The 18024-nt window shown below is 71.8% G+C and carries 13 protein-coding genes; 9 read left to right on the forward strand and 4 right to left on the reverse strand.

The annotated features are described in order from the left end of the window. Window positions 1-463: 463 nt before the first annotated feature. From ACGFZQ_RS01835 to ACGFZQ_RS01845, 3 genes are all read right to left on the reverse strand, one after another. Complete coding sequence (locus ACGFZQ_RS01835; protein WP_393838718.1) at window positions 464-2737, reverse strand: heavy metal translocating P-type ATPase; 2274 nt, start codon at window positions 2735-2737, stop codon at window positions 464-466. Between the two features lie 140 nt (window positions 2738-2877). Next, the gene (locus tag ACGFZQ_RS01840; RefSeq protein WP_351735058.1) at window positions 2878-3117 is read right to left on the reverse strand and encodes a heavy-metal-associated domain-containing protein; all 240 of its coding nucleotides are present in this window, start codon (window positions 3115-3117) and stop codon (window positions 2878-2880) included. Window positions 3118-3190: 73 nt separating this feature from the next. Continuing rightward, window positions 3191-4141, reverse strand: a complete 951-nt coding sequence (locus ACGFZQ_RS01845; protein WP_393838719.1) for a PrsW family intramembrane metalloprotease — start codon at window positions 4139-4141, stop codon at window positions 3191-3193. 434 nt (window positions 4142-4575) lie between these two features. Between ACGFZQ_RS01845 and ACGFZQ_RS01850 the strand changes: the two genes are divergently transcribed. Beyond that, window positions 4576-5619 (forward strand): zinc-binding dehydrogenase, encoded by a 1044-nt coding sequence (locus tag ACGFZQ_RS01850; protein WP_393838720.1) that lies wholly within the window; start codon window positions 4576-4578, stop codon window positions 5617-5619. 19 nt (window positions 5620-5638) lie between these two features. Here ACGFZQ_RS01850 and ACGFZQ_RS01855 read toward each other — a convergent pair whose 3' ends face one another. Further along, complete coding sequence (locus tag ACGFZQ_RS01855) at window positions 5639-5839, reverse strand: helix-turn-helix transcriptional regulator (protein ID WP_393838721.1); 201 nt, start codon at window positions 5837-5839, stop codon at window positions 5639-5641. 389 nt (window positions 5840-6228) lie between these two features. Between ACGFZQ_RS01855 and iolC the strand changes: the two genes are divergently transcribed. The 8 genes from iolC (at window position 6229) to ACGFZQ_RS01895 (ending at window position 17874) form a co-directional block, all read left to right on the forward strand. Then, window positions 6229-7179 carry a 5-dehydro-2-deoxygluconokinase gene (gene iolC, locus ACGFZQ_RS01860; protein ID WP_393838722.1) on the forward strand — a complete coding sequence of 317 codons (951 nt, stop codon included), beginning with the start codon at window positions 6229-6231 and terminating at the stop codon, window positions 7177-7179. A gap of 59 nt (window positions 7180-7238) precedes the next feature. Beyond that, entirely contained in the window at window positions 7239-8114 is an 876-nt protein-coding gene (locus ACGFZQ_RS01865; RefSeq protein WP_393839223.1) for a deoxyribose-phosphate aldolase, read from the forward strand. A 7-nt stretch (window positions 8115-8121) separates the two neighbouring features. Then, entirely contained in the window at window positions 8122-8937 is an 816-nt protein-coding gene (gene iolB, locus ACGFZQ_RS01870) for a 5-deoxy-glucuronate isomerase (RefSeq protein WP_393838723.1), read from the forward strand. Further along, a complete protein-coding gene (iolD, locus tag ACGFZQ_RS01875) occupies window positions 8934-10805 on the forward strand; it encodes a 3D-(3,5/4)-trihydroxycyclohexane-1,2-dione acylhydrolase (decyclizing) (protein ID WP_393838724.1) in 1872 nt (623 codons plus the stop codon). Before iolB ends, iolD begins: the two co-directional genes overlap by 4 nt. Window positions 10806-10819: 14 nt before the next feature. Beyond that, window positions 10820-12322: a CoA-acylating methylmalonate-semialdehyde dehydrogenase gene (gene mmsA / locus ACGFZQ_RS01880; protein ID WP_393838725.1), complete on the forward strand. Its 1503-nt coding sequence runs from the start codon at window positions 10820-10822 to the stop codon at window positions 12320-12322. 331 nt (window positions 12323-12653) lie between these two features. Next, window positions 12654-14051, forward strand: coding sequence for an APC family permease (locus ACGFZQ_RS01885; RefSeq protein ID WP_393838726.1), 1398 nt, complete (start codon window positions 12654-12656; stop codon window positions 14049-14051). A 323-nt stretch (window positions 14052-14374) separates the two neighbouring features. Next, window positions 14375-17023, forward strand: a complete 2649-nt coding sequence (locus tag ACGFZQ_RS01890) for a CocE/NonD family hydrolase (RefSeq protein WP_393838727.1) — start codon at window positions 14375-14377, stop codon at window positions 17021-17023. Further along, window positions 17020-17874: an ABC transporter permease gene (locus ACGFZQ_RS01895; RefSeq protein WP_393838728.1), complete on the forward strand. Its 855-nt coding sequence runs from the start codon at window positions 17020-17022 to the stop codon at window positions 17872-17874. The genes ACGFZQ_RS01890 and ACGFZQ_RS01895 overlap by 4 nt, the downstream gene beginning before the upstream one ends. Window positions 17875-18024: the final 150 nt, after the last annotated feature.

Here is an 18024-nt window from a genome sequence, read left to right on the forward strand (position 1 = left end):
CCCCACGGGATCCGGCCGGGCGCTCGGTATGGCAGCGCCTGAATTCGCTGCTTTGAGCACAACGAGCAGAACTCGCCGTACTACATGTCGTACTCCAGTGATGCGGTGCGATCTGCCGGGACCCGTACCGCACGGGAGGGCCGCTCAAAGCTTCCCGTCGTACGTGTCCCGGCAACGCATCTCTGAGGAAGTCCCCCAAGACATCCCCAGATGCCAGGTCAGCGCCCCCCAAGACGCTGCTCTGACATCGCCAACTTAGACCTTCGAACCCCTTCGATGGTTACGTTCGCATCACTGTGATCTGCGTCTCTTGCATATGTCCGTTAGATGCGCAAGAGCCCCGATACGGCGATCGGAGCTCAAGCGTAAGGATGATGCACGAGCCTTGTGAAGAGCTTATGTGAGGTGCGCGTTGGACTCCAGGGGGACTTCGGCATCCGCTGCCGCGAACCGGCGGTAACTTTCAGCGGAAGGTGCGCAGACGCAGGCTGTTGGTCACCACGAACACGGACGAGAAGGCCATCGTGGCCCCCGCGATCATCGGATTGAGCAGCCCGGCGGCGGCCAGCGGCAGCGCGGCCACGTTGTAGCCGAAGGCCCACACGAGGTTGCCCTTGATGGTGGCGAGGGTCCGCCGGGAGAGCCGGATCGCATCCGCCGCCACCCTCAGATCGCCGCGCACCAGGGTCAGATCGCCGGCCTCGATCGCCGCGTCCGTCCCCGTGCCCATCGCGAGCCCCAGGTCGGCGGTGGCCAGCGCGGCCGCGTCGTTGACGCCGTCACCGACCATGGCGACCGTGCGCCCCTCGCGCTGCAGCCGTCGTACGGCGTCGACCTTCTCCTCGGGCAGCACCTCGGCGATCACGTCCCGGGAGTCGATCCCGACCGCCCGGGCGACCGACTCGGCCACCGCCCGGTTGTCCCCGGTCAGCAGCACCGGCGTCAGCCCGAGGGCGCGCAGTTCGCGTACCGCCTCGGCGCTGGTCTCCCGGACCGTGTCCGCGACGGCGAGGACAGCGCGGGCCCGGCCGTCCCAACCGACCAGGACGGCCGTACGCCCCTCCTCCTCGGCCCGGGAGCGGGCGGCGGCCAACTCCTCCGGTACGACGTCGAAGAGGCGCCCCACGGCCACCTCGCGGCCGTCCACGCGCCCGCGCACGCCCCGTCCGGGGACGTTCTCGAAGCGCTCGGCCGCGGGCAGGGCCCCGACCCTCTCCTCGGCTCCCGCGGCGATGGCCCGCGCCACCGGATGCTCCGAGGCGTGTTCGAGCGCACCCGCGAGCCGCAGCACCTCGTCCTTGTCGGCGCCGTCGGCGACGTACACCTCCTGGAGGCTCATCCGCCCGGTGGTCACCGTCCCGGTCTTGTCGAGGACGACGGTGTCGACCCGGCGCGTGGACTCCAGCACCTCCGGGCCCTTGATGAGGATGCCCAGCTGCGCGCCCCGCCCGGTGCCGACCATCAGCGCGGTCGGCGTGGCCAGGCCCAGGGCGCACGGGCAGGCGATGATCAGCACGGCGACGGCGGCGGTGAACGCGGCGGCCGTGTCACCGGTGACGCCGAGCCAGACCCCGAAGGTCGCGAGTGCGATCAGGATGACGGCGGGCACGAAGACGGCGGAGATCCGGTCGGCGAGCCGCTGCACCTCGGCCTTGCCGTTCTGCGCGTCCTCCACCAGCCGCGCCATCCGCGCGAGCTGGGTGTCGGCCCCGACCCGGGTCGCCTCGACGACCAGCCGCCCGCCCGCGTTCACAGTGGCCCCGGTGACGGTGTCGCCCACGGTCACGTCCACCGGCACGGACTCGCCGGTCAGCATCGACGCGTCCACCGCCGAGGCTCCCTCGACCACGGTCCCGTCGGTCGCGATCTTCTCCCCGGGCCGTACGACGAACCGGTCGCCGACCGCCAGCGACGCCACCGTGACCCGCACCTCGCGCCCGGCCCGCAGCACCGCCACGTCCTTGGCGCCCAGCTCCAGCAGCGCCCGCAGGGCCGCCCCCGCCCGCCGCTTGGAGCGGGCCTCCAGATAGCGGCCGAGCAGGATCAGCGCGACGACCCCGGAGGCCACTTCGAGGTAGATCGAGGACGCGCCCCCCATGCCGCCGTCCGTCCGGGAGACGGTGAACCGGAACTCGTCGTGCATGCCGGGCATGCCCGCGTCACCGAAGAACAGCGCCCACAGCGACCAGCCGAACGCGGCCAGCGTGCCGACGGAGACCAGGGTGTCCATGGTCGCCGCGCCGTGCCGGGCGTTGGTCCAGGCGGCCCGGTGGAACGGCAGGCCGCCCCAGACGACGACCGGCGCAGCGAGCGTCAGGGACAGCCACTGCCAGTTGTCGAACTGCCACGCCGGAACCATGGCGAGCAGCACCACCGGCGCGGCCAGCAGGGCGGAGACGAGTAGGCGACGGCGGAGAGCGGCGAGTTCGGGATCCCGCTCGGGCTGGGCCGCCGGCTCGGGTCGCGGCTCCGGCGGCGCGGGCTCCTCGGCGGTGTACCCGGTCTTCACGACCGTGGCGATCAGGTCGGCGACCTGAACCCCCCCGGGGTATGTGACCTTCGCTTTCTCGGTCGCGTAGTTCACGGTGGCGGTGACGCCGTCCATCCGGTTGAGCTTCTTCTCGACCCGGGCGGCGCAGGAGGCGCAGGTCATCCCGCCGATGAGGAGTTCGACCTCGGCCGTCGGACCGACGGCCGGCCCGGCTATCTGTGTCTCTGCGGTGGTGGTGCTGGTCATGTCCGGACTCCAGACAACGGACCGGACCGTGCGGATCCAGTATCAGCTGGTCGACGCGGCCCGGCGGAGAGATACGTTTCCGTGGTACGTACTGCTCGTGTTGCTCGTACTGCGCGTACCGGCCGCCGCGGGCTCCGGCGTCAGACGCGGCCGACGAGCTCGAAGCCCGCCTCGTCGACGGCGGCGCGGACCGCCTCCTCATCGAGCGGGGCCGCGGAGACGACCGTGACCTCACCGCTGGCCGCGACGGCCGCCACCGAGCTGACGCCGGCCAGGCCGGAGATCTCGGCGGAGACGGAACCCTCGCAGTGTCCGCAGCTCATGCCGGTCACCTTGTAGACGGCGGTCACGGAACCCGGGGTATCGGTCTGGGCGGTCATGTCGTTCTCCTCGTGGAGGCGTGTGGGGCCGGTGGGGCCCGCGAGGGAACCCCACTGTTCTCACACTATACCCCTAGGGGGTATTTCTCCAAGAGGGGTCCCGGCGCGCCAGCGAGCGCATCCAGGCGATGCCGAGCAGCGAGACGAGCACCAGCAGACCGACCGAGAAGAGGGTGAAGAGGTGCTCCTGTGCCGTGGTGGGGCGCGGGATGTACCCCTGGGCGAACAGCTGCCGGTCCAGTCCGGTACCCGCCAGACGCGCCACCAGCCAGATCGCGATGCCGTGCGTGGAGTCCCACAGGGCGTGCAGCAGGGCGACGCCGAGGTAGGTGCCCACGACCGGGGTGGTGAGGCGGAAGCGGCCGTTCGGGCGGCGGCAGGAGAGCAGGACACCGCCCGCGATCGCCGTCCACAGGCCGTGCCCGAAGGGGGCCGGCACACCGCGGAGTATCTCCGTCTCGATCAGCGCCCGCAGGTCGATGCCCTGGGTGGAGACCGCCGCGTTGAAGGCGTAGCCGGCGCTCTCCAGGGCCGCGAAGCCGAAGCCGACGGCGGCGCCGAGCACCAGCCCGGCCCGCATGCCCCGGATCCCGGGCAGCCGGCGCAGCACGAACATCAGCGCGCCGAGCTTCACCGCCTCCTCGATCAGGCCGACGGCGACGAACATCCCCCAGGAGGGGCGCACGAGGTAGGACTCCATCACCGAGGCGCCCAGCACCCCGAGCGTGCCGCCGGTCAGGAAGCAGCCGAGGATCGCGCTGACACCGAGGTCGCGGCCGTGCCGCTCGTACGCCCACAGCACGAAGGCGACCGGGACGAGAAAGCTGCCGAGCAGGATGAGCGTCGGCAGCAGCGTGGTGTTCTTCGTCGCGTACGTCACCACCGCCGTCAGCGCCCACAGGGCGAGCCCGCCGCCGAGACAGCGCTTCCACAGGCCGGTGCGGATCCGGGGGTACGGCGGTGGCGGCTGCTGCGGACCGGGGATGCGGGCCTGCGGCCGACGGGGCGGCGGAGAGTGGGTCACGGCGGGCTCCCCTGGGTGCTCCTGCGGGTGCGGGTGCGGGTGCGGGCGGCGGGTCGGGACTGGGGCGGTTACCCGCACTTTAGGCATATGCGCCGAATGTCGCAGTCCGAAGAGGGTGCGGGGGGCACCCCGGCCCCGGCGATGCCACGCACGGCACCGACCCGGCGAAGGCCGGGCGGCGGGCGCCCGAAGTGCGCGCGGCCGCGCGCATATGCGGCTCCGCCGCACACCCGGCACCCCCACGGTCGCCGTCCCGTCAACACCGGCCACGGCGGCGACCGGGGCACGACCCGCCACGGCGGGCCGGGAGCCGGCGGTGCACCGCGGCCTTGCCCGACCGGGGCACGACCGGTCGTGGTGGGCCGGAACCGGCGGTGCGGCGCGGACCCCGTGCCGTTTAGCCTTCGCGGAGCCCCCGGAAGGAGCACCCGCGCATGCGAGCAGTCGTCTACGACCACTACGGCAGCCCCGCCGAGGTACGGGATGTGCCGGACCCCCGGCCGGCCCCGCACGGAGTGGTGGTCCGGGTCGAGGCCACCGGCCTGTGCCGGAGCGACTGGCACGGCTGGGCGGGCCACGACCCGGACATCACGCTGCCGCACGTCCCCGGCCATGAACTCGCCGGTGTGGTCGAGGAGATCGGCGCCGCCGTGACCGGCCATCGCCCCGGCGACCGGGTCACCGTGCCCTTCGTCTGCGCCTGCGGCGGCTGCCCGTCCTGCGCCGCCGGCGACCAGCAGGTCTGCGAGCGCCAGACCCAGCCCGGCTTCACGCACTGGGGCTCCTTCGCCCAGTATGTGGCCCTGGACCACGCCGACGTGAACCTGGTGGCGATCCCGGAGGACATGGCGTACACGACGGCCGCCTCCCTCGGCTGCCGCTTCGCGACGGCGTTCCGCGCGGTGGTGCAGCGCGGCAGGGTCGCGGCGGGGGAGTGGGTGTCGGTGTACGGCTGCGGAGGCGTGGGCCTGTCGGCCGTGATGATCGCGGCGGCGGCCGGAGCGCGGGTGGTCGCGGTCGACGTGTCGCCCCAAGCCCTGGACCTGGCAAGGAAGTTCGGCGCGGCGCACCGCGTGGACGCGGCGGCCGGCGACGACCCCGCGGCGACGGTCCGCGAACTGACCGCCGGCGGCAGCCACCTCTCCCTGGACGCCCTCGGCTCACCGCCCACCGCCGCCGCCTCGGTCAACTCCCTGCGCCGCCGCGGCCGTCACGTCCAGGTGGGCCTGCTGCCGTCCCCGGACGGCACCACCCCCGTACCCCTGGCCCGCGCGCTCGCCCTGGAACTGGAACTCCTCGGCAGCCACGGCATGGCGGCGCACGCCTACCCCGCCATGCTCGAACTGGTCCGCGCGGGCACCCTCCGTCCCGACCTCCTGGTGACCTCGACGATCACCCTGGACGCGGCCCCGCAGGCGCTGGCGGCGATGGGCGGGGCACCGGGGGCGGGGGTTACGGTCATCGAGCCGTGGGCCTGAGCGTCCCGCCGGGCGCGGTTCAGGCCTCTCTGCGGTTTCTGTTGCGCGGCCGGGAGGCGACCCAGGCGCGGACCGTGTCGGCGTACCAGTAGGGCTTGCCGCCCTCGATGTGGTCGGGTGGCGGGAGCAGCCCGTGTTTGCGGTAGGAGCGGACGGTGTCGGGCTGCACCCGGATGTGTGCCGCGATCTCCTTGTAGGACCAGAGCCGTCGGTCGGTCATGAGGTGCACCTCCCTGCGCGCACCGCGGGGGCGACCGGAGTCGGTCGTCGGGGGAGCCGGGCGCTGCGCTGGCGATCACAAAGCCTGTGCCCCGTGAACGACGGAGAGTGACTGTGAGCAAGCGGCTGTGGGCCGGGTGTGACCGAGGACCCGCGTAGGTGCGACATGTGTGACACAAGGGTGGTGTTTGTGACACAGCTGGAGCACAGGTGTGTGCGGGTGCGTCAGCGGGGCGAGTTGACATGGGTGGCGCGGTGGGGGGCGGACCGGAGCCGCCGCGCCGGGTCCGGCCCGTCGGTGTGGTCTCGTCCGAATGTCTGGACAAACCATTGACACGACCTCCTGTCCGGGACTACAAACCGGGGGAGAGCCGTGACGAAGGGAAGCCGATGGCGTACGACCTGATCACCATGGGGCGGATCGGGGTGGATCTCTATCCGCTCCAGACCGGAGTCCCGCTCGCCCAGGTGTCGTCCTTCGGCAAGTTCCTCGGCGGGTCGGCGACGAACGTGGCCGTGGCGGCCGCCCGCCTCGGCCGGAACACCGCCGTCATCACCCGCACCGGGGAGGACGCCTTCGGCGCCTACCTGCACGAGGCGCTGCGCGACTTCGGGGTGGACGACCGCTGGGTCACCGCCGTGCCCGGACTGAACACCCCGGTCACCTTCTGCGAGGTCTTCCCGCCGGACGACTTCCCGCTGTACTTCTACCGGCAGCCCAAGGCCCCGGACCTGGAGATCGACGCCCACGACCTGGACCTCGACGCCGTCCGGGACGCCCGCATCTTCTGGGTCACCGGCACCGGCCTGAGCGAGGAGCCCAGCCGTACGGCGACCCTCGCGGCCCTCGCCCACCGCGCCAAGGCCGGAACCACCGTCTTCGACCTCGACTGGCGGCCGATGTTCTGGAGCGACCCGGACACCGCCCGCCCCTTCTACGCCGAGGCCCTCAAGCACACCACCGTCGCCGTCGGCAACCTCGACGAGGTCGAGGTGGCGACCGGAGTGCGGGAGCCGCAGGCCGCCGCGCAGGCCCTGCTCGACGCCGGGGTCGAGATCGCCGTCGTCAAGCAGGGGCCCAAGGGCGTCCTCGCCGTCAACCGGGACGGCGACTCCGCCGAGGTACCGCCGCTGCCCGTGAACGTCCTCAACGGGCTCGGCGCCGGTGACGCCTTCGGCGGCTCCCTCTGCCACGGCCTCCTCGAAGGCTGGGACCTGGAGAAGATCATGCGGCACGCCAACGCGGCCGGCGCCATCGTGGCCTCCCGGCTGGAGTGCTCCTCCGCCATGCCGACCGGCGAAGAGATCACGGCCGCGCTCGCCGCCGGAGCGGTCCTGTGAGGGCCGGCCGCGTCGCGGGCGCGCACCACGACGGCGCGACCCCCGCCAGGCAGCCGGGCGTGGACATCGCGGCCCTCGTCCACACCCGGACCCACCACCCCGAGGCCATCGCCGAGGCGGCCGCGCGAAGAACCCGCCGTCCGCTCCTCAACGAGGACGGCAGGCTGATGATCGTCGCCGCCGACCACCCGGCCCGCGGTGCGCTCGGCGTGGGCGGCGACAGGCTCGCCATGGCCAACCGGGCGGAACTGCTGGAACGGCTCTGCCTGGCGCTGTCCCGGCCCGGCGTCGACGGCGTCCTCGCCACCGCCGACATCCTCGACGACCTGCTGCTGCTCGGCGTCCTCGACGGCAAGGTCGTCATGGGCTCGATGAACCGCGGCGGACTGCAGGGCGCCCGCTTCGAACTCGACGACCGGTTCACCGGGCACCGCGGCGAGGACATACAGCGCCTCGGGTTCGACGCCGGCAAGCTGCTGCTGCGGATCGACTACGACGACCCGGGCTCGCTGACCACCCTGGAGTCCACCGCCCGCGCCATCGACGACATGGCCGCACGCCGGCTCCCGGTCTTCGTCGAGCCGTTCATCAGCGGCCGCACCCCCGAGGGCAAGGTCAAGAACGACCTGTCCGCCGAGGCGGTCACCCGGTCCATCGCCATCGCCTCGGGCCTCGGCGGGAGTTCGGCCTACACCTGGCTGAAGCTCCCGGTCACCGAGAACCCCGACGACATGGCCCAGGTCATGGAGACGTCCACCCTGCCCGCCGTGCTCCTCGGCGGCGAGGTGGGCGATGACCAGGACGGTGCCTACGAGAAGTGGCGCAGCGCCCTCCAACTCCCCACCGTGCGCGGCCTGGTGGTCGGCCGCTCGCTGCTGTACCCGGCGGACGGCGACGTGGCCGCCGCCGTGGACACCGCCGTAGGACTTCTGTGAGGCCCCGATGACGAACAACGAGCTGCACCTGGGCAACGGTTCGACCGCGAACGCGCAGTACGTGCTCGACATCGACCCGAAGCGGGCCGGCTGGGCGCACAGCAGCCTGCGGATCGTCGAACTGGCGCCTGGCGGTAGCCACTTGTTCACCACGGGGGACAGTGAGTGGATCGTGCTTCCGCTGGCAGGCGGTTGTACGGTGCGAACGGAGGGAACAGAGTTCCAGATCCTGGGCCGGGAGAGCGTGTTCGCCGGAGTCTCCGACTTCGTCTACGTGCCCCGGGACGCCCAGGTCCAGATCGCCTCCGGCGCGGGAGGCCGCTTCGCCCTGGCAGGAGCGAAGTGCGAGCGACGACTCCCCGCCCGCTACGGCTCCGCGCCGGAGGTCCCCGTCGAAGACCGCGGCAGCGGCACCAGCGCCCGCCAGGTGCGCAACTTCGCCTCCGCGGACGCCTTCGACTGCGACAAGCTCATCGCCGTCGAGGTCATCACCCCTGGCGGCAACTGGTCCTCGTACCCGTCGCACAAGCACGACGAGCACCGGCCCGGCGAGGAGTCGGAGCTGGAGGAGATCTACTACTTCGAGATCGACGGACCGAACGGTTTCGGCTATCAGCGCGTATTCCCCTCCCGTGAGGGCGGTACGGACGTCCTCGCCGAGGTCCGCTCCGGCGACGTCGTGCTGGTCCCCGACGGATGGCACGGCCCGTCGATCGCGCAGCCCGGGCACGACATGTACTACCTGAACGTCATGGCGGGGCCGGGGGAGACGCGGGAGTGGCGGATCTGCTTCCACCCGGACCATACCGAGGGGTATCGATGACGATACGGCTCACCGTCGCGCAAGCGCTTGTCCGCTTCCTCGCCGCCCAGTACACCGAACGGGACGGCGAGCGCCGCCGCCTGATCGGCGCCACCTGGGGCATCTTCGGCCACGGCAACGTGGCGGGACTCGGCCAGGCGCTCGTCGAGTACGCGGACGACATGCCGTACCACCAGGGCCGCAACGAACAGGCCATGGTGCACGCGGCCGTCGGCTACGCGCGTCAGTCGAACCGTCTCGCCACGCACGCCGTCACCACCTCCATCGGCCCCGGCGCCACCAACCTGGTCACCGGCGCCGCCCTCGCCACGATCAACCACCTCCCGGTCCTGCTCCTGCCCGGCGACGTCTTCGCGACCCGCCCCGCCGACCCGGTCCTCCAGCAGCTCGAAGTCCCGCACGCCGCCGACGTGTCGGTCAACGACACCCTGCGCCCGGTGTCGAGGTTCTTCGACCGGATCAACCGCCCCGAGCAGCTGGTCCCGTCGGCCCTGCACGCCATGCGCGTGCTCACCGACCCCGTCGAGACCGGCGCCGTGACACTCGCGCTCCCGCAGGACGTCCAGGCCGAGGCGTACGACTGGCCGGAGGAGTTCTTCGCCGAGCGGGTGTGGACGGTACGGCGGCCGGGCGCCGACCCGGTCGAACTCGCCGCCGCCGTAAGGGCGATCAGGAGTGCCGAGCGCCCCCTGGTCATCGCGGGCGGCGGGGTCCACCACAGCCGCGCCGAAGCCGTCCTCGCCGAGTTCGCCGAGGCCACCCGCATCCCGGTGGCGTCCACGCAGGCCGGCAAGGGCTCGCTGCGCTGGGACCACCCGCAGGACGTCGGCGGCATCGGCCACACCGGCACCGCCACCGCCGACGAACTCGCCCGCACCGCCGACCTGGTGATCGGCGTCGGCACCCGCTACACCGACTTCACCACGGCCTCCGGCACCCTCTTCGAGAACCCGGAGGTCCGCTTCCTCAACCTCAACATCGCGCCCCACGACGGCCACAAGCTCGCCGGTCTGCCCCTGATCGCCGACGCCCGCAGTGCCCTCGGGCAACTGCGCCGGGCGCTGGACGGTCACCGCACCGCCGACTCGTACGTCACCGAGTACACCGAGGACAAGGAGCGCTGGGAACAGCGCGTCGACGCCTGCTACGAGGCCGAGGAGCCGGACATCCGGCCGACCCAGCCGCAGGTCCTCGGCGCCCTGGACGCGCTCGTCGACGAGACGGACGTGGTGATCAACGCGGCCGGCTCGCTCCCCGGCGACCTGCACCGGATGTGGCGGACCCGGTCGCGGGACCAGTACCACCTGGAGTACGGCTACTCGTGCATGGGCTACGAGATCCCGGCCGCCATCGGGGTGAAACTCGCGGCGCCGGAGCGGAACGTGTGGGCGCTGGTCGGTGACGGCACGTATCTGATGATGCCGACCGAGATAGTGACCGCCGTGCAGGAGGGGATAGCCATCAAGGTGCTGCTGGTGCAGAACCACGGCTACGCCTCCATCGGCGGACTCTCCGAGTCGGTGGGCGGCGAGCGGTTCGGCACCGCCTACCGCTATCCCGCGGACGACGGCACCTTCAGCGGCGCCCCGCTCCCCGTCGACCTGGCCGCCAACGCGGCCAGCCTCGGCATGCGCGTCCTGCGCGCCAAGACCGTCCGTGACCTGCGCTCGGCGCTCGCCGAGGCGCGGGCCGCCGACACTCCCACATGTGTCTACGTGGAGACCGAAACGGCCGACACTGTGTCGGGCCCGCCTCCAGCGCAGGCCTGGTGGGATGTACCTGTGGCCGCGACCGCGACCCGATCGTCCGCGGTCAAGGCACGTGAGCTGTACGAACGGCACGTCTCTACCCGACGCCGTCATCTGTGAAGGAGTAACCGGTCATGACGAAGATCGTCAACCACTGGATCGGCGGCAAGTCCGTCGACGGCACGTCGGGCAATTTCGGGCCGGTCACCGACCCGGCCACCGGCGCGGTCACCACGAAGGTCGCGTTCGCGTCCGTCGACGAGGTCGACGCCGCGGTCGCCGCCGCAAAGGACGCCTACGCGACCTGGGGCCAGTCCTCGCTGGCCAAGCGCACGGAGATCCTGTTCCGCTTCCGCGCCCTGCTGGACGCCAACCGGGACGCGATCGCCGAGCTGATCACCGCCGAGCACGGCAAGGTGCACTCGGACGCGCTCGGCGAGGTCGCGCGCGGCCTGGAGATCGTGGACCTGGCCTGCGGCATCAACGTGCAGCTGAAGGGCGAGCTGTCGACGCAGGTCGCGAGCCGGGTGGACGTCTCCTCGATCCGCCAGCCGCTGGGCGTGGTCGCGGGCATCACGCCGTTCAACTTCCCGGCGATGGTCCCGATGTGGATGTTCCCGATCGCCATCGCGACCGGCAACACCTTCGTCCTCAAGCCGTCCGAGAAGGACCCGTCGGCGTCGATCAAGATCGCCGAGCTGCTGGCGGAGGCCGGGCTGCCCGACGGCGTCTTCAACGTCGTGCACGGCGACAAGGTGGCCGTGGACCGCCTCCTGGAGCACCCGGACGTCAAGGCCGTCTCCTTCGTCGGCTCGACCCCGATCGCCCGCCACATCCACACCACCGCCTCCGCGAACCACAAGCGGGTGCAGGCCCTGGGCGGCGCCAAGAACCACATGCTGGTCCTCCCGGACGCCGACCTGGACGCGGCGGCCGACGCGGCCGTCTCCGCGGCCTACGGCTCGGCGGGCGAGCGCTGCATGGCCATCTCGGCCGTGGTCGCCGTCGGCGCGATCGGCGACGAGCTGGTGGAGAAGATCCGCGAGCGCGCCGAGAAGATCAAGATCGGCCCCGGCAACGACCCGACCTCGGAGATGGGCCCGCTGATCACGGCCGTGCACCGCGACAAGGTGGCGTCCTACGTCGCCGGCGCGGCCGCCGAGGGCTGCGAGGTCGTCCTGGACGGCACCGGCTACACGGTGGACGGCTTCGAGGACGGCCACTGGATCGGCATCTCGCTGCTGGACAAGGTGCCCACGTCCGCGAAGGCCTACCAGGACGAGATCTTCGGCCCGGTGCTGTGCGTGCTGCGCGTGGACACCTACGAGGACGGTGTGGCCCTCATCAACGCCTCGCCGTTCGGCAACGGCACCGCGATCTTCACCCGGGACGGCGGCGCCGCCCGCCGCTTCCAGCTGGAGATCGAGGCCGGCATGGTCGGCGTGAACGTCCCGATCCCGGTCCCCGTCGGTTACCACAGCTTCGGCGGCTGGAAGGACTCGCTCTTCGGCGACCACCACATCTACGGCAACGACGGCACGCACTTCTACACCCGCGGCAAGGTCGTCACGACCCGCTGGCCGGACCCGTCCGAGGCCCCCGCCGGAGTCGACCTGGGCTTCCCGCGCAACCACTGAGAGTGACCGACTGACCCAGTCGAGGCCGTCCGGATACCGGACGGCCTCGACTTTTTTTGTCGGCGCTGCTGCGGTTCCCGTGCGGACGGGATGAAACGGATGACTTAAGCACTCTTGGTGGGTGACCTTCGAAACCAAGGTCATGCGATCGGAAGGCTTGATGATTGCCCTATTCGTGCGCCCGGCCCTGTGAAAGTGATGTGGCCCCGGTCGCCTTACGAGTACGGAATCCGAAGGTAAACAGCCATTGACGCAGCGGTTTTCGTCGAGGTTCCATGCAGCACAGCCCAACCGCCGGAGGCATCCGCAACGACGCGATCGGAACCGCCGCATGACCGACACGCTCCGCCCCGTCGACACCGCCCTCCCCGAGGCGGCCGACAGCCCCAAGACGCTCAAGCGCTCCATCGGCGTGGTCGGCGGCACCCTCCTGACCCTCTCCTGCGTGACCCCCGCCTCGACGCTCTTCGTGGTCGTCCCCGACCTGTTCGGCTCCCTCGGCACCGCCACCGCCCTGACGATCGCCATCGGCTCCCTCCTCTGTATCGCCGTGGCGTTCTGCTACTCGGAGCTGGGCACGCTCATCCCGAGCGCGGGCGGCGAGTACGCGATGGTGTCCACGATGGCGGGCCGCCTGGCCGGCTGGCTGGTCTTCGTCCTCTCCCTCCTCGTCGTGATGATCGTGCCCCCGGTGATCGCCATGGGCACGGCCGACTACCTGGCCCCGATCGTCCACCTGGACTCCGCCATGACGGGCGCCGGCGTGATGCTCCTCGCGACCCTCGCCGGCCTCCTGGACCTGCGCGCGAACGCCTGGATCACCGGCATCTTCCTGGTCCTGGAGGTCATCGCGGCGGGCGTCGTGGCCGTGCTGGGCTTCTCCCACAGCCACCGCGGAGCCGGCAGCCTCACCTCCATGCAGGTGGCGGACGCGGGCGGCCACACCACCACCGTCACCGCGATGCTCGTGGTCTCCGGCCTGGCCATCGCCCTCTTCGTCACCCAGGGCTTCTCCACGGCGGTCTACCTCTCCGAGGAACTGGAGAACCCGCGCCGCAACGTCGCCCGTACGGTGCTGGCCACCCTCGCGATCTCCACGGTGATCATCCTGGTCCCGGTGGCCGCGATCACCATGGGCGCGACCGACCTCAAGGCCCTCACCGGCGGCGACATCAGCGCCATGGTCACCGCCTGGTCCAACTCCGCGGTCGGCACCTTCGTCAGCCTCTGCGTGGCCCTCGCGATCATCAACGCGGGCATCGTCATGGTCATCCAGAACTCCCGCGTCCTGTTCGCCTCGGCCCGCGACAAGGCCTGGCCGGCCCCGGTCAACAGCGCCCTCTCCCGCCTGGGCCGCTTCGGCTCCCCCTGGGTGGCCACGCTTGCCGTCGGCGTCCCCGGCGCCCTGCTCTGCTTCGTCAACCTGGACACCCTGTACGGCGTGACGGGCGTGTCGGTGACCGGCATGTACCTCCTGGTCGCCGTCGCCGCGCTGCTCGCCCGCCGAGGCGCCCACAAGCACACCCCGGCCTGGCGCATGCCCCTGTGGCCGGCCATGCCGATCGTCCTCATCGCCGTCCTCGCCTACATCCTCACCCAGCAGGAAACGACCTACCTCCTCTGGACCGGCGGCATCACAGCAGCGGCAACCCTCTACTGGGCCCTCTACCTCCGCCCCCGCAAGGAGACCCACTGGGTGGTCTCGATCCCGGAGGACGCCCAGTCCTGAAGGAGGCGGCGACTGCAGCGCCCCGCAAGGGGCGCGGGGCTGTGTCGATGTGCGGCTACCGCCGCGCGGGCGCGACAAGCCACGACGGCGCGCAACTGTCCGCACGGACCGAAGCGCCCGATAGGGGCGCGGGGCTGTGTCGATGTACGGCTGCCGCCGCGTGGGCGCGAACGCCCCCCACCGGCCCGCACCCGAAGTCGCCCCGGCGCCCCGGCGTACCGCACCCGAAGTACGCGGCAATGCGGCCGTACTCCTCGGGGATGGCCAGGGGTTCACCCCACCGTCGGCATCGGATGTCAGTCCAGGCCCGTACCGTTGAGGGCATGGATCTTCGACCCCCCGGCCTACGAGCCCTGCTTCGGCGGCCGCGGCGACTTCTGTCCGCCGCGGCCGCCGTCGTGGTGCTCGTGGGCGCCGGCACATGGACGGCCGTCGCGTCCGACGACCCGACCCCGGTGCACCGGTCCGAGAAGGTCATGGCCGTCGACGGGGTACGGCTGGACACCTCGTTCTTCACCACCCCCGGCACCGGCCGACGCCCCGCGGTCCTCCTCGCCCACGGCTTCGGCGGCTCCAAGGCCGACATGCGCCAGGAGGCCGAGGACCTCACCCGCGAGGGCTACGCGGTCCTCACCTGGTCCGCCCGCGGCTTCGGCGGGTCCACCGGGAAGATCGGCCTCAACGACCCGAAGGGCGAGGTCGCCGACGTCTCCCGGCTCATCGACTGGCTGGCGAAGCAGCCCCAGGTCCAGCTCGACAAGCCCGGCGACCCCCGCGTCGGCATGGCCGGCGGCTCCTACGGCGGCGCGATCTCCCTCCTGACCGCCGGCTACGACCAGCGCGTGGACGCGATCGCCCCGTCGATCACCTACTGGAACCTCGCGGACGCCCTGTTCCCGAACGGCGTGTTCAAGAAGCTGTGGGCCGGGATCTTCTTCAACACCGGCGGCGGCTGCGCCAGGTTCGAGCCGGCGCTGTGCGCGATGTACGACCGGGTCGCCGAGTCGGGCAGGCCGGACACGGCCGCGGTCAAGCTCCTGGAGGAGCGCTCGCCGTCGGCCGTCGGCACCCGCATCAAGGTGCCCACCCTCCTCTTCCAGGGCCAGACCGACTCCCTCTTCACACTTGCCCAGTCCGACGCCGCCGCGAAGGCGATCCGGGCCAACGGCGCCCCCGTCGACGTCGACTGGATCGCCGGCGGGCACGACGGCGGCGACCTGGAGACCAGCCGCGTCGAGGGCCGGGTCACCTCCTGGTTCGACCGCTATCTGAAGGGCGACAAGGCCACCGATACCGGCCCGGCCTTCCGGATCACCCGCACCGGAGGCGTCGACTCCACCGACGGCGCCGCCCAGCTGCGGGGCGCGAGCTCGGACGGCTACCCCGGCCTGGAGAGCGACCGGAAGTCCATCGCCCTGACGGGCGGCACACAGCGCGTCGAGAACCCGGCGGGCGCCACCCCGCCCGCCGTCTCCGCACTGCCCGGCCTCGGCGCCGGCGGCGGCCTCGCCCAGCTCTCCTCCCTCGGCGTCGGCGTCTCCCTGGACTTCCCGGGCCAGTACGCCCGCTTCGACTCGGCGCCCGTCGCCGACAACGTGCAGATCACCGGCTCACCCACGGCCACCTTCCACATCACCTCGACGAGCGACGACGCCGTGCTCTTCGGCAAGGTGTACGACGTCGGCCCGGACGGCACCCAGCAGGTGCTGCCTTCCCAGCTGGTCACCCCGATCCGCGTCGAGGGAGCCAGGTCCGGCAAGGACGTCACGATCACCCTCCCGGCGATCGACCACGAGGTGCAGAAGGGCCACCGCCTGCGCCTGGTCCTCGCCTCCACCGACCTCGGCTACGCCTCCCCGACCGCCCCGGCGACCTACACGGTCTCCCTCAAGGGCGACCTCGGCGTGCCGACGGCACCCCAGGTGGACACGGCCGCCGCGGCGCTGCCCGCCTGGGTGTGGTGGCTGCCGCTGGCCGGAGCTCTCGCCGCCCTGGCGCTGCTGTTCACCGGCCGCCGCCGTACCGCCACCCCGGCACCCGACCCCGAGCTCGCCGAAGTCCCGCTGCAGATCACGGACCTGAGCAAGCGCTACGCGGGCTCCTCGGACCGGTACGCGGTCCGGGAGCTGTCCTTCCGTGTCGAGAAGGGCCAGGTCCTCGGCCTGCTCGGCCCGAACGGCGCGGGCAAGACCACCACACTGCGCATGCTGATGGGCCTGATCAAGCCGGACGGCGGCGACATCCGGGTCTTCGGCCGCGCCATCCGCCCGGGCGTCCCCGTCCTCTCCCGGGTCGGCGCCTTCGTGGAGGGCGCCGGCTTCCTGCCGCACCTCTCCGGCCGGGAGAACCTGGAGCTGTACTGGCAGGCCACCGGCCGGCCGGCGGCCGACTCCCACATCGAGGAGGCCCTGGAGATCGCGGGCCTCGGCGACGCGCTGGCCCGCGCGGTCCGCACCTACTCGCAGGGCATGCGCCAGCGCCTCGCCATCGCCCAGGCCATGCTCGGCCTGCCGGACCTGCTCATCCTCGACGAACCGACCAACGGCCTGGACCCGCCGCAGATCCGCGAGATGCGCCAGGTGATGATCCGGTACGCGGCCGCCGGCCGCACGGTGATCGTCTCCAGCCATCTCCTCGCCGAGGTCGAGCAGTCCTGCACCCACCTCGTGGTGATGGACCGCGGCCGGCTGATACAGGCCGGCCCGGTCGCGGAGATCGTCGGCTCCGGCGACACCCTGCTCGTCGGCACCGGCGTGCCCGTGGAGGAGCCCGTGGTGGAGAAGGTGGCCGCGCTGTCCGGCGTCGCCTCGGCGACCCGCACGGACGACGGACTGCTGGTCCGCATGGAGCCCGGCGGCAGCGCACCGCGACTGGTCGCCGAACTCGTCCGGCTCGATGTGCCCGTGGCGTCGGTGGGCCCCCACCGCCGTCTCGAAGACGCCTTCCTGACCCTGATCGGAGGTTCCGCATGAGCACGCTCACCGAGGTCGCCTCCGGCTATCAGGCGGGCCACACCCTGCCGCTGCGCGTCGAGCTGGTCCGCCAGCTGAAGCGCCGCCGCACCCTGGTGATGGGCGGGATCCTGGCCGTACTGCCCTTCGTCCTGCTGATCGCGTTCGCGATCGGCGGCCAGCCGGGCGAGCGGAACGGCCAGGTCACCCTGCTGGACACGGCCACCGCGTCCGGCGCCAACTTCGCCGCGGTCAACCTGTTCGTGTCGGCGGGGTTCCTGCTGGTCATCCCGGTCGCCCTGTTCTGCGGGGACACGGTGGCCTCGGAGGCCAGCTGGTCCTCCCTGCGCTATCTGCTCGCCGCACCCGTGCCCCGGGCCCGCCTGCTCTGGTCCAAGCTGGTCGTCGCCCTCGGCCTCAGCCTGGCCGCGATGGTCCTGCTGCCGCTGGTCGCCCTGGCCGTCGGCAGCGCCGCCTACGGCTGGGGACCGCTCCAGATCCCGACCGGCGGCGAACTCGACACCGGCACGGCGGCCCAGCGTCTCGCGGTCGTGGTGGCGTACGTCTTCCTGTCCCAGCTGGTCACCGCGGGGCTGGCGTTCTGGCTCTCCACCAAGACGGACGCACCCCTCGGCGCGGTCGGCGGCGCGGTCGGCCTGACCATCGTCGGCAACGTCCTGGACGCGGTCACCGCCCTCGGCCACTGGCGCGACTTCCTGCCCGCGCACTGGCAGTTCGCCTGGGCGGACGCCGTACAGCCGCATCCCGAGTGGTCCGGCATGATCCAGGGAACCGCGATTTCCATAACGTACGCCCTGGTGCTGTTCGCCCTGGCCTTCCGGGGTTTCGCCCGCAAGGACGTGGTCTCCTAGGTCACCGGACGATCTCCCTCCGGCCTCGAAGCCCCTGGTCCGTGCCCGGTTCGAGATCCATCCGCAACGCTTCGGGTCGCACGTTCCACCCCCGTGCGCCGTCAGAGTCGGCACAGAGCCAGAAGGCTGACTCCGACCGGCACAGGGGGC

The sequence above is a fragment of the Streptomyces sp. NPDC048254 genome (genome assembly GCF_043201895.1).
Classification (GTDB): domain Bacteria; phylum Actinomycetota; class Actinomycetes; order Streptomycetales; family Streptomycetaceae; genus Streptomyces.

What these genes read in the sequence shown, in the direction of transcription:
- ACGFZQ_RS01850 (WP_393838720.1), top strand. Translation starts at nt 4,576, where the DNA reads ATGCGAGCAGTCGTCTACGACCACTACGGCAGCCCCGCCGAGGTACGG.
- ACGFZQ_RS01885 (WP_393838726.1), top strand. Translation starts at nt 12,654, where the DNA reads ATGACCGACACGCTCCGCCCCGTCGACACCGCCCTCCCCGAGGCGGCC.
- ACGFZQ_RS01840 (WP_351735058.1), bottom strand. Translation starts at nt 3,117, where the DNA reads ATGACCGCCCAGACCGATACCCCGGGTTCCGTGACCGCCGTCTACAAG.
- iolD (WP_393838724.1), top strand. Translation starts at nt 8,934, where the DNA reads ATGACGATACGGCTCACCGTCGCGCAAGCGCTTGTCCGCTTCCTCGCC.
- ACGFZQ_RS01855 (WP_393838721.1), bottom strand. Translation starts at nt 5,839, where the DNA reads ATGACCGACCGACGGCTCTGGTCCTACAAGGAGATCGCGGCACACATC.
- iolB (WP_393838723.1), top strand. Translation starts at nt 8,122, where the DNA reads ATGACGAACAACGAGCTGCACCTGGGCAACGGTTCGACCGCGAACGCG.
- ACGFZQ_RS01890 (WP_393838727.1), top strand. Translation starts at nt 14,375, where the DNA reads ATGGATCTTCGACCCCCCGGCCTACGAGCCCTGCTTCGGCGGCCGCGG.
- mmsA (WP_393838725.1), top strand. Translation starts at nt 10,820, where the DNA reads ATGACGAAGATCGTCAACCACTGGATCGGCGGCAAGTCCGTCGACGGC.
- ACGFZQ_RS01835 (WP_393838718.1), bottom strand. Translation starts at nt 2,737, where the DNA reads ATGACCAGCACCACCACCGCAGAGACACAGATAGCCGGGCCGGCCGTC.
- ACGFZQ_RS01895 (WP_393838728.1), top strand. Translation starts at nt 17,020, where the DNA reads ATGAGCACGCTCACCGAGGTCGCCTCCGGCTATCAGGCGGGCCACACC.
- iolC (WP_393838722.1), top strand. Translation starts at nt 6,229, where the DNA reads ATGGCGTACGACCTGATCACCATGGGGCGGATCGGGGTGGATCTCTAT.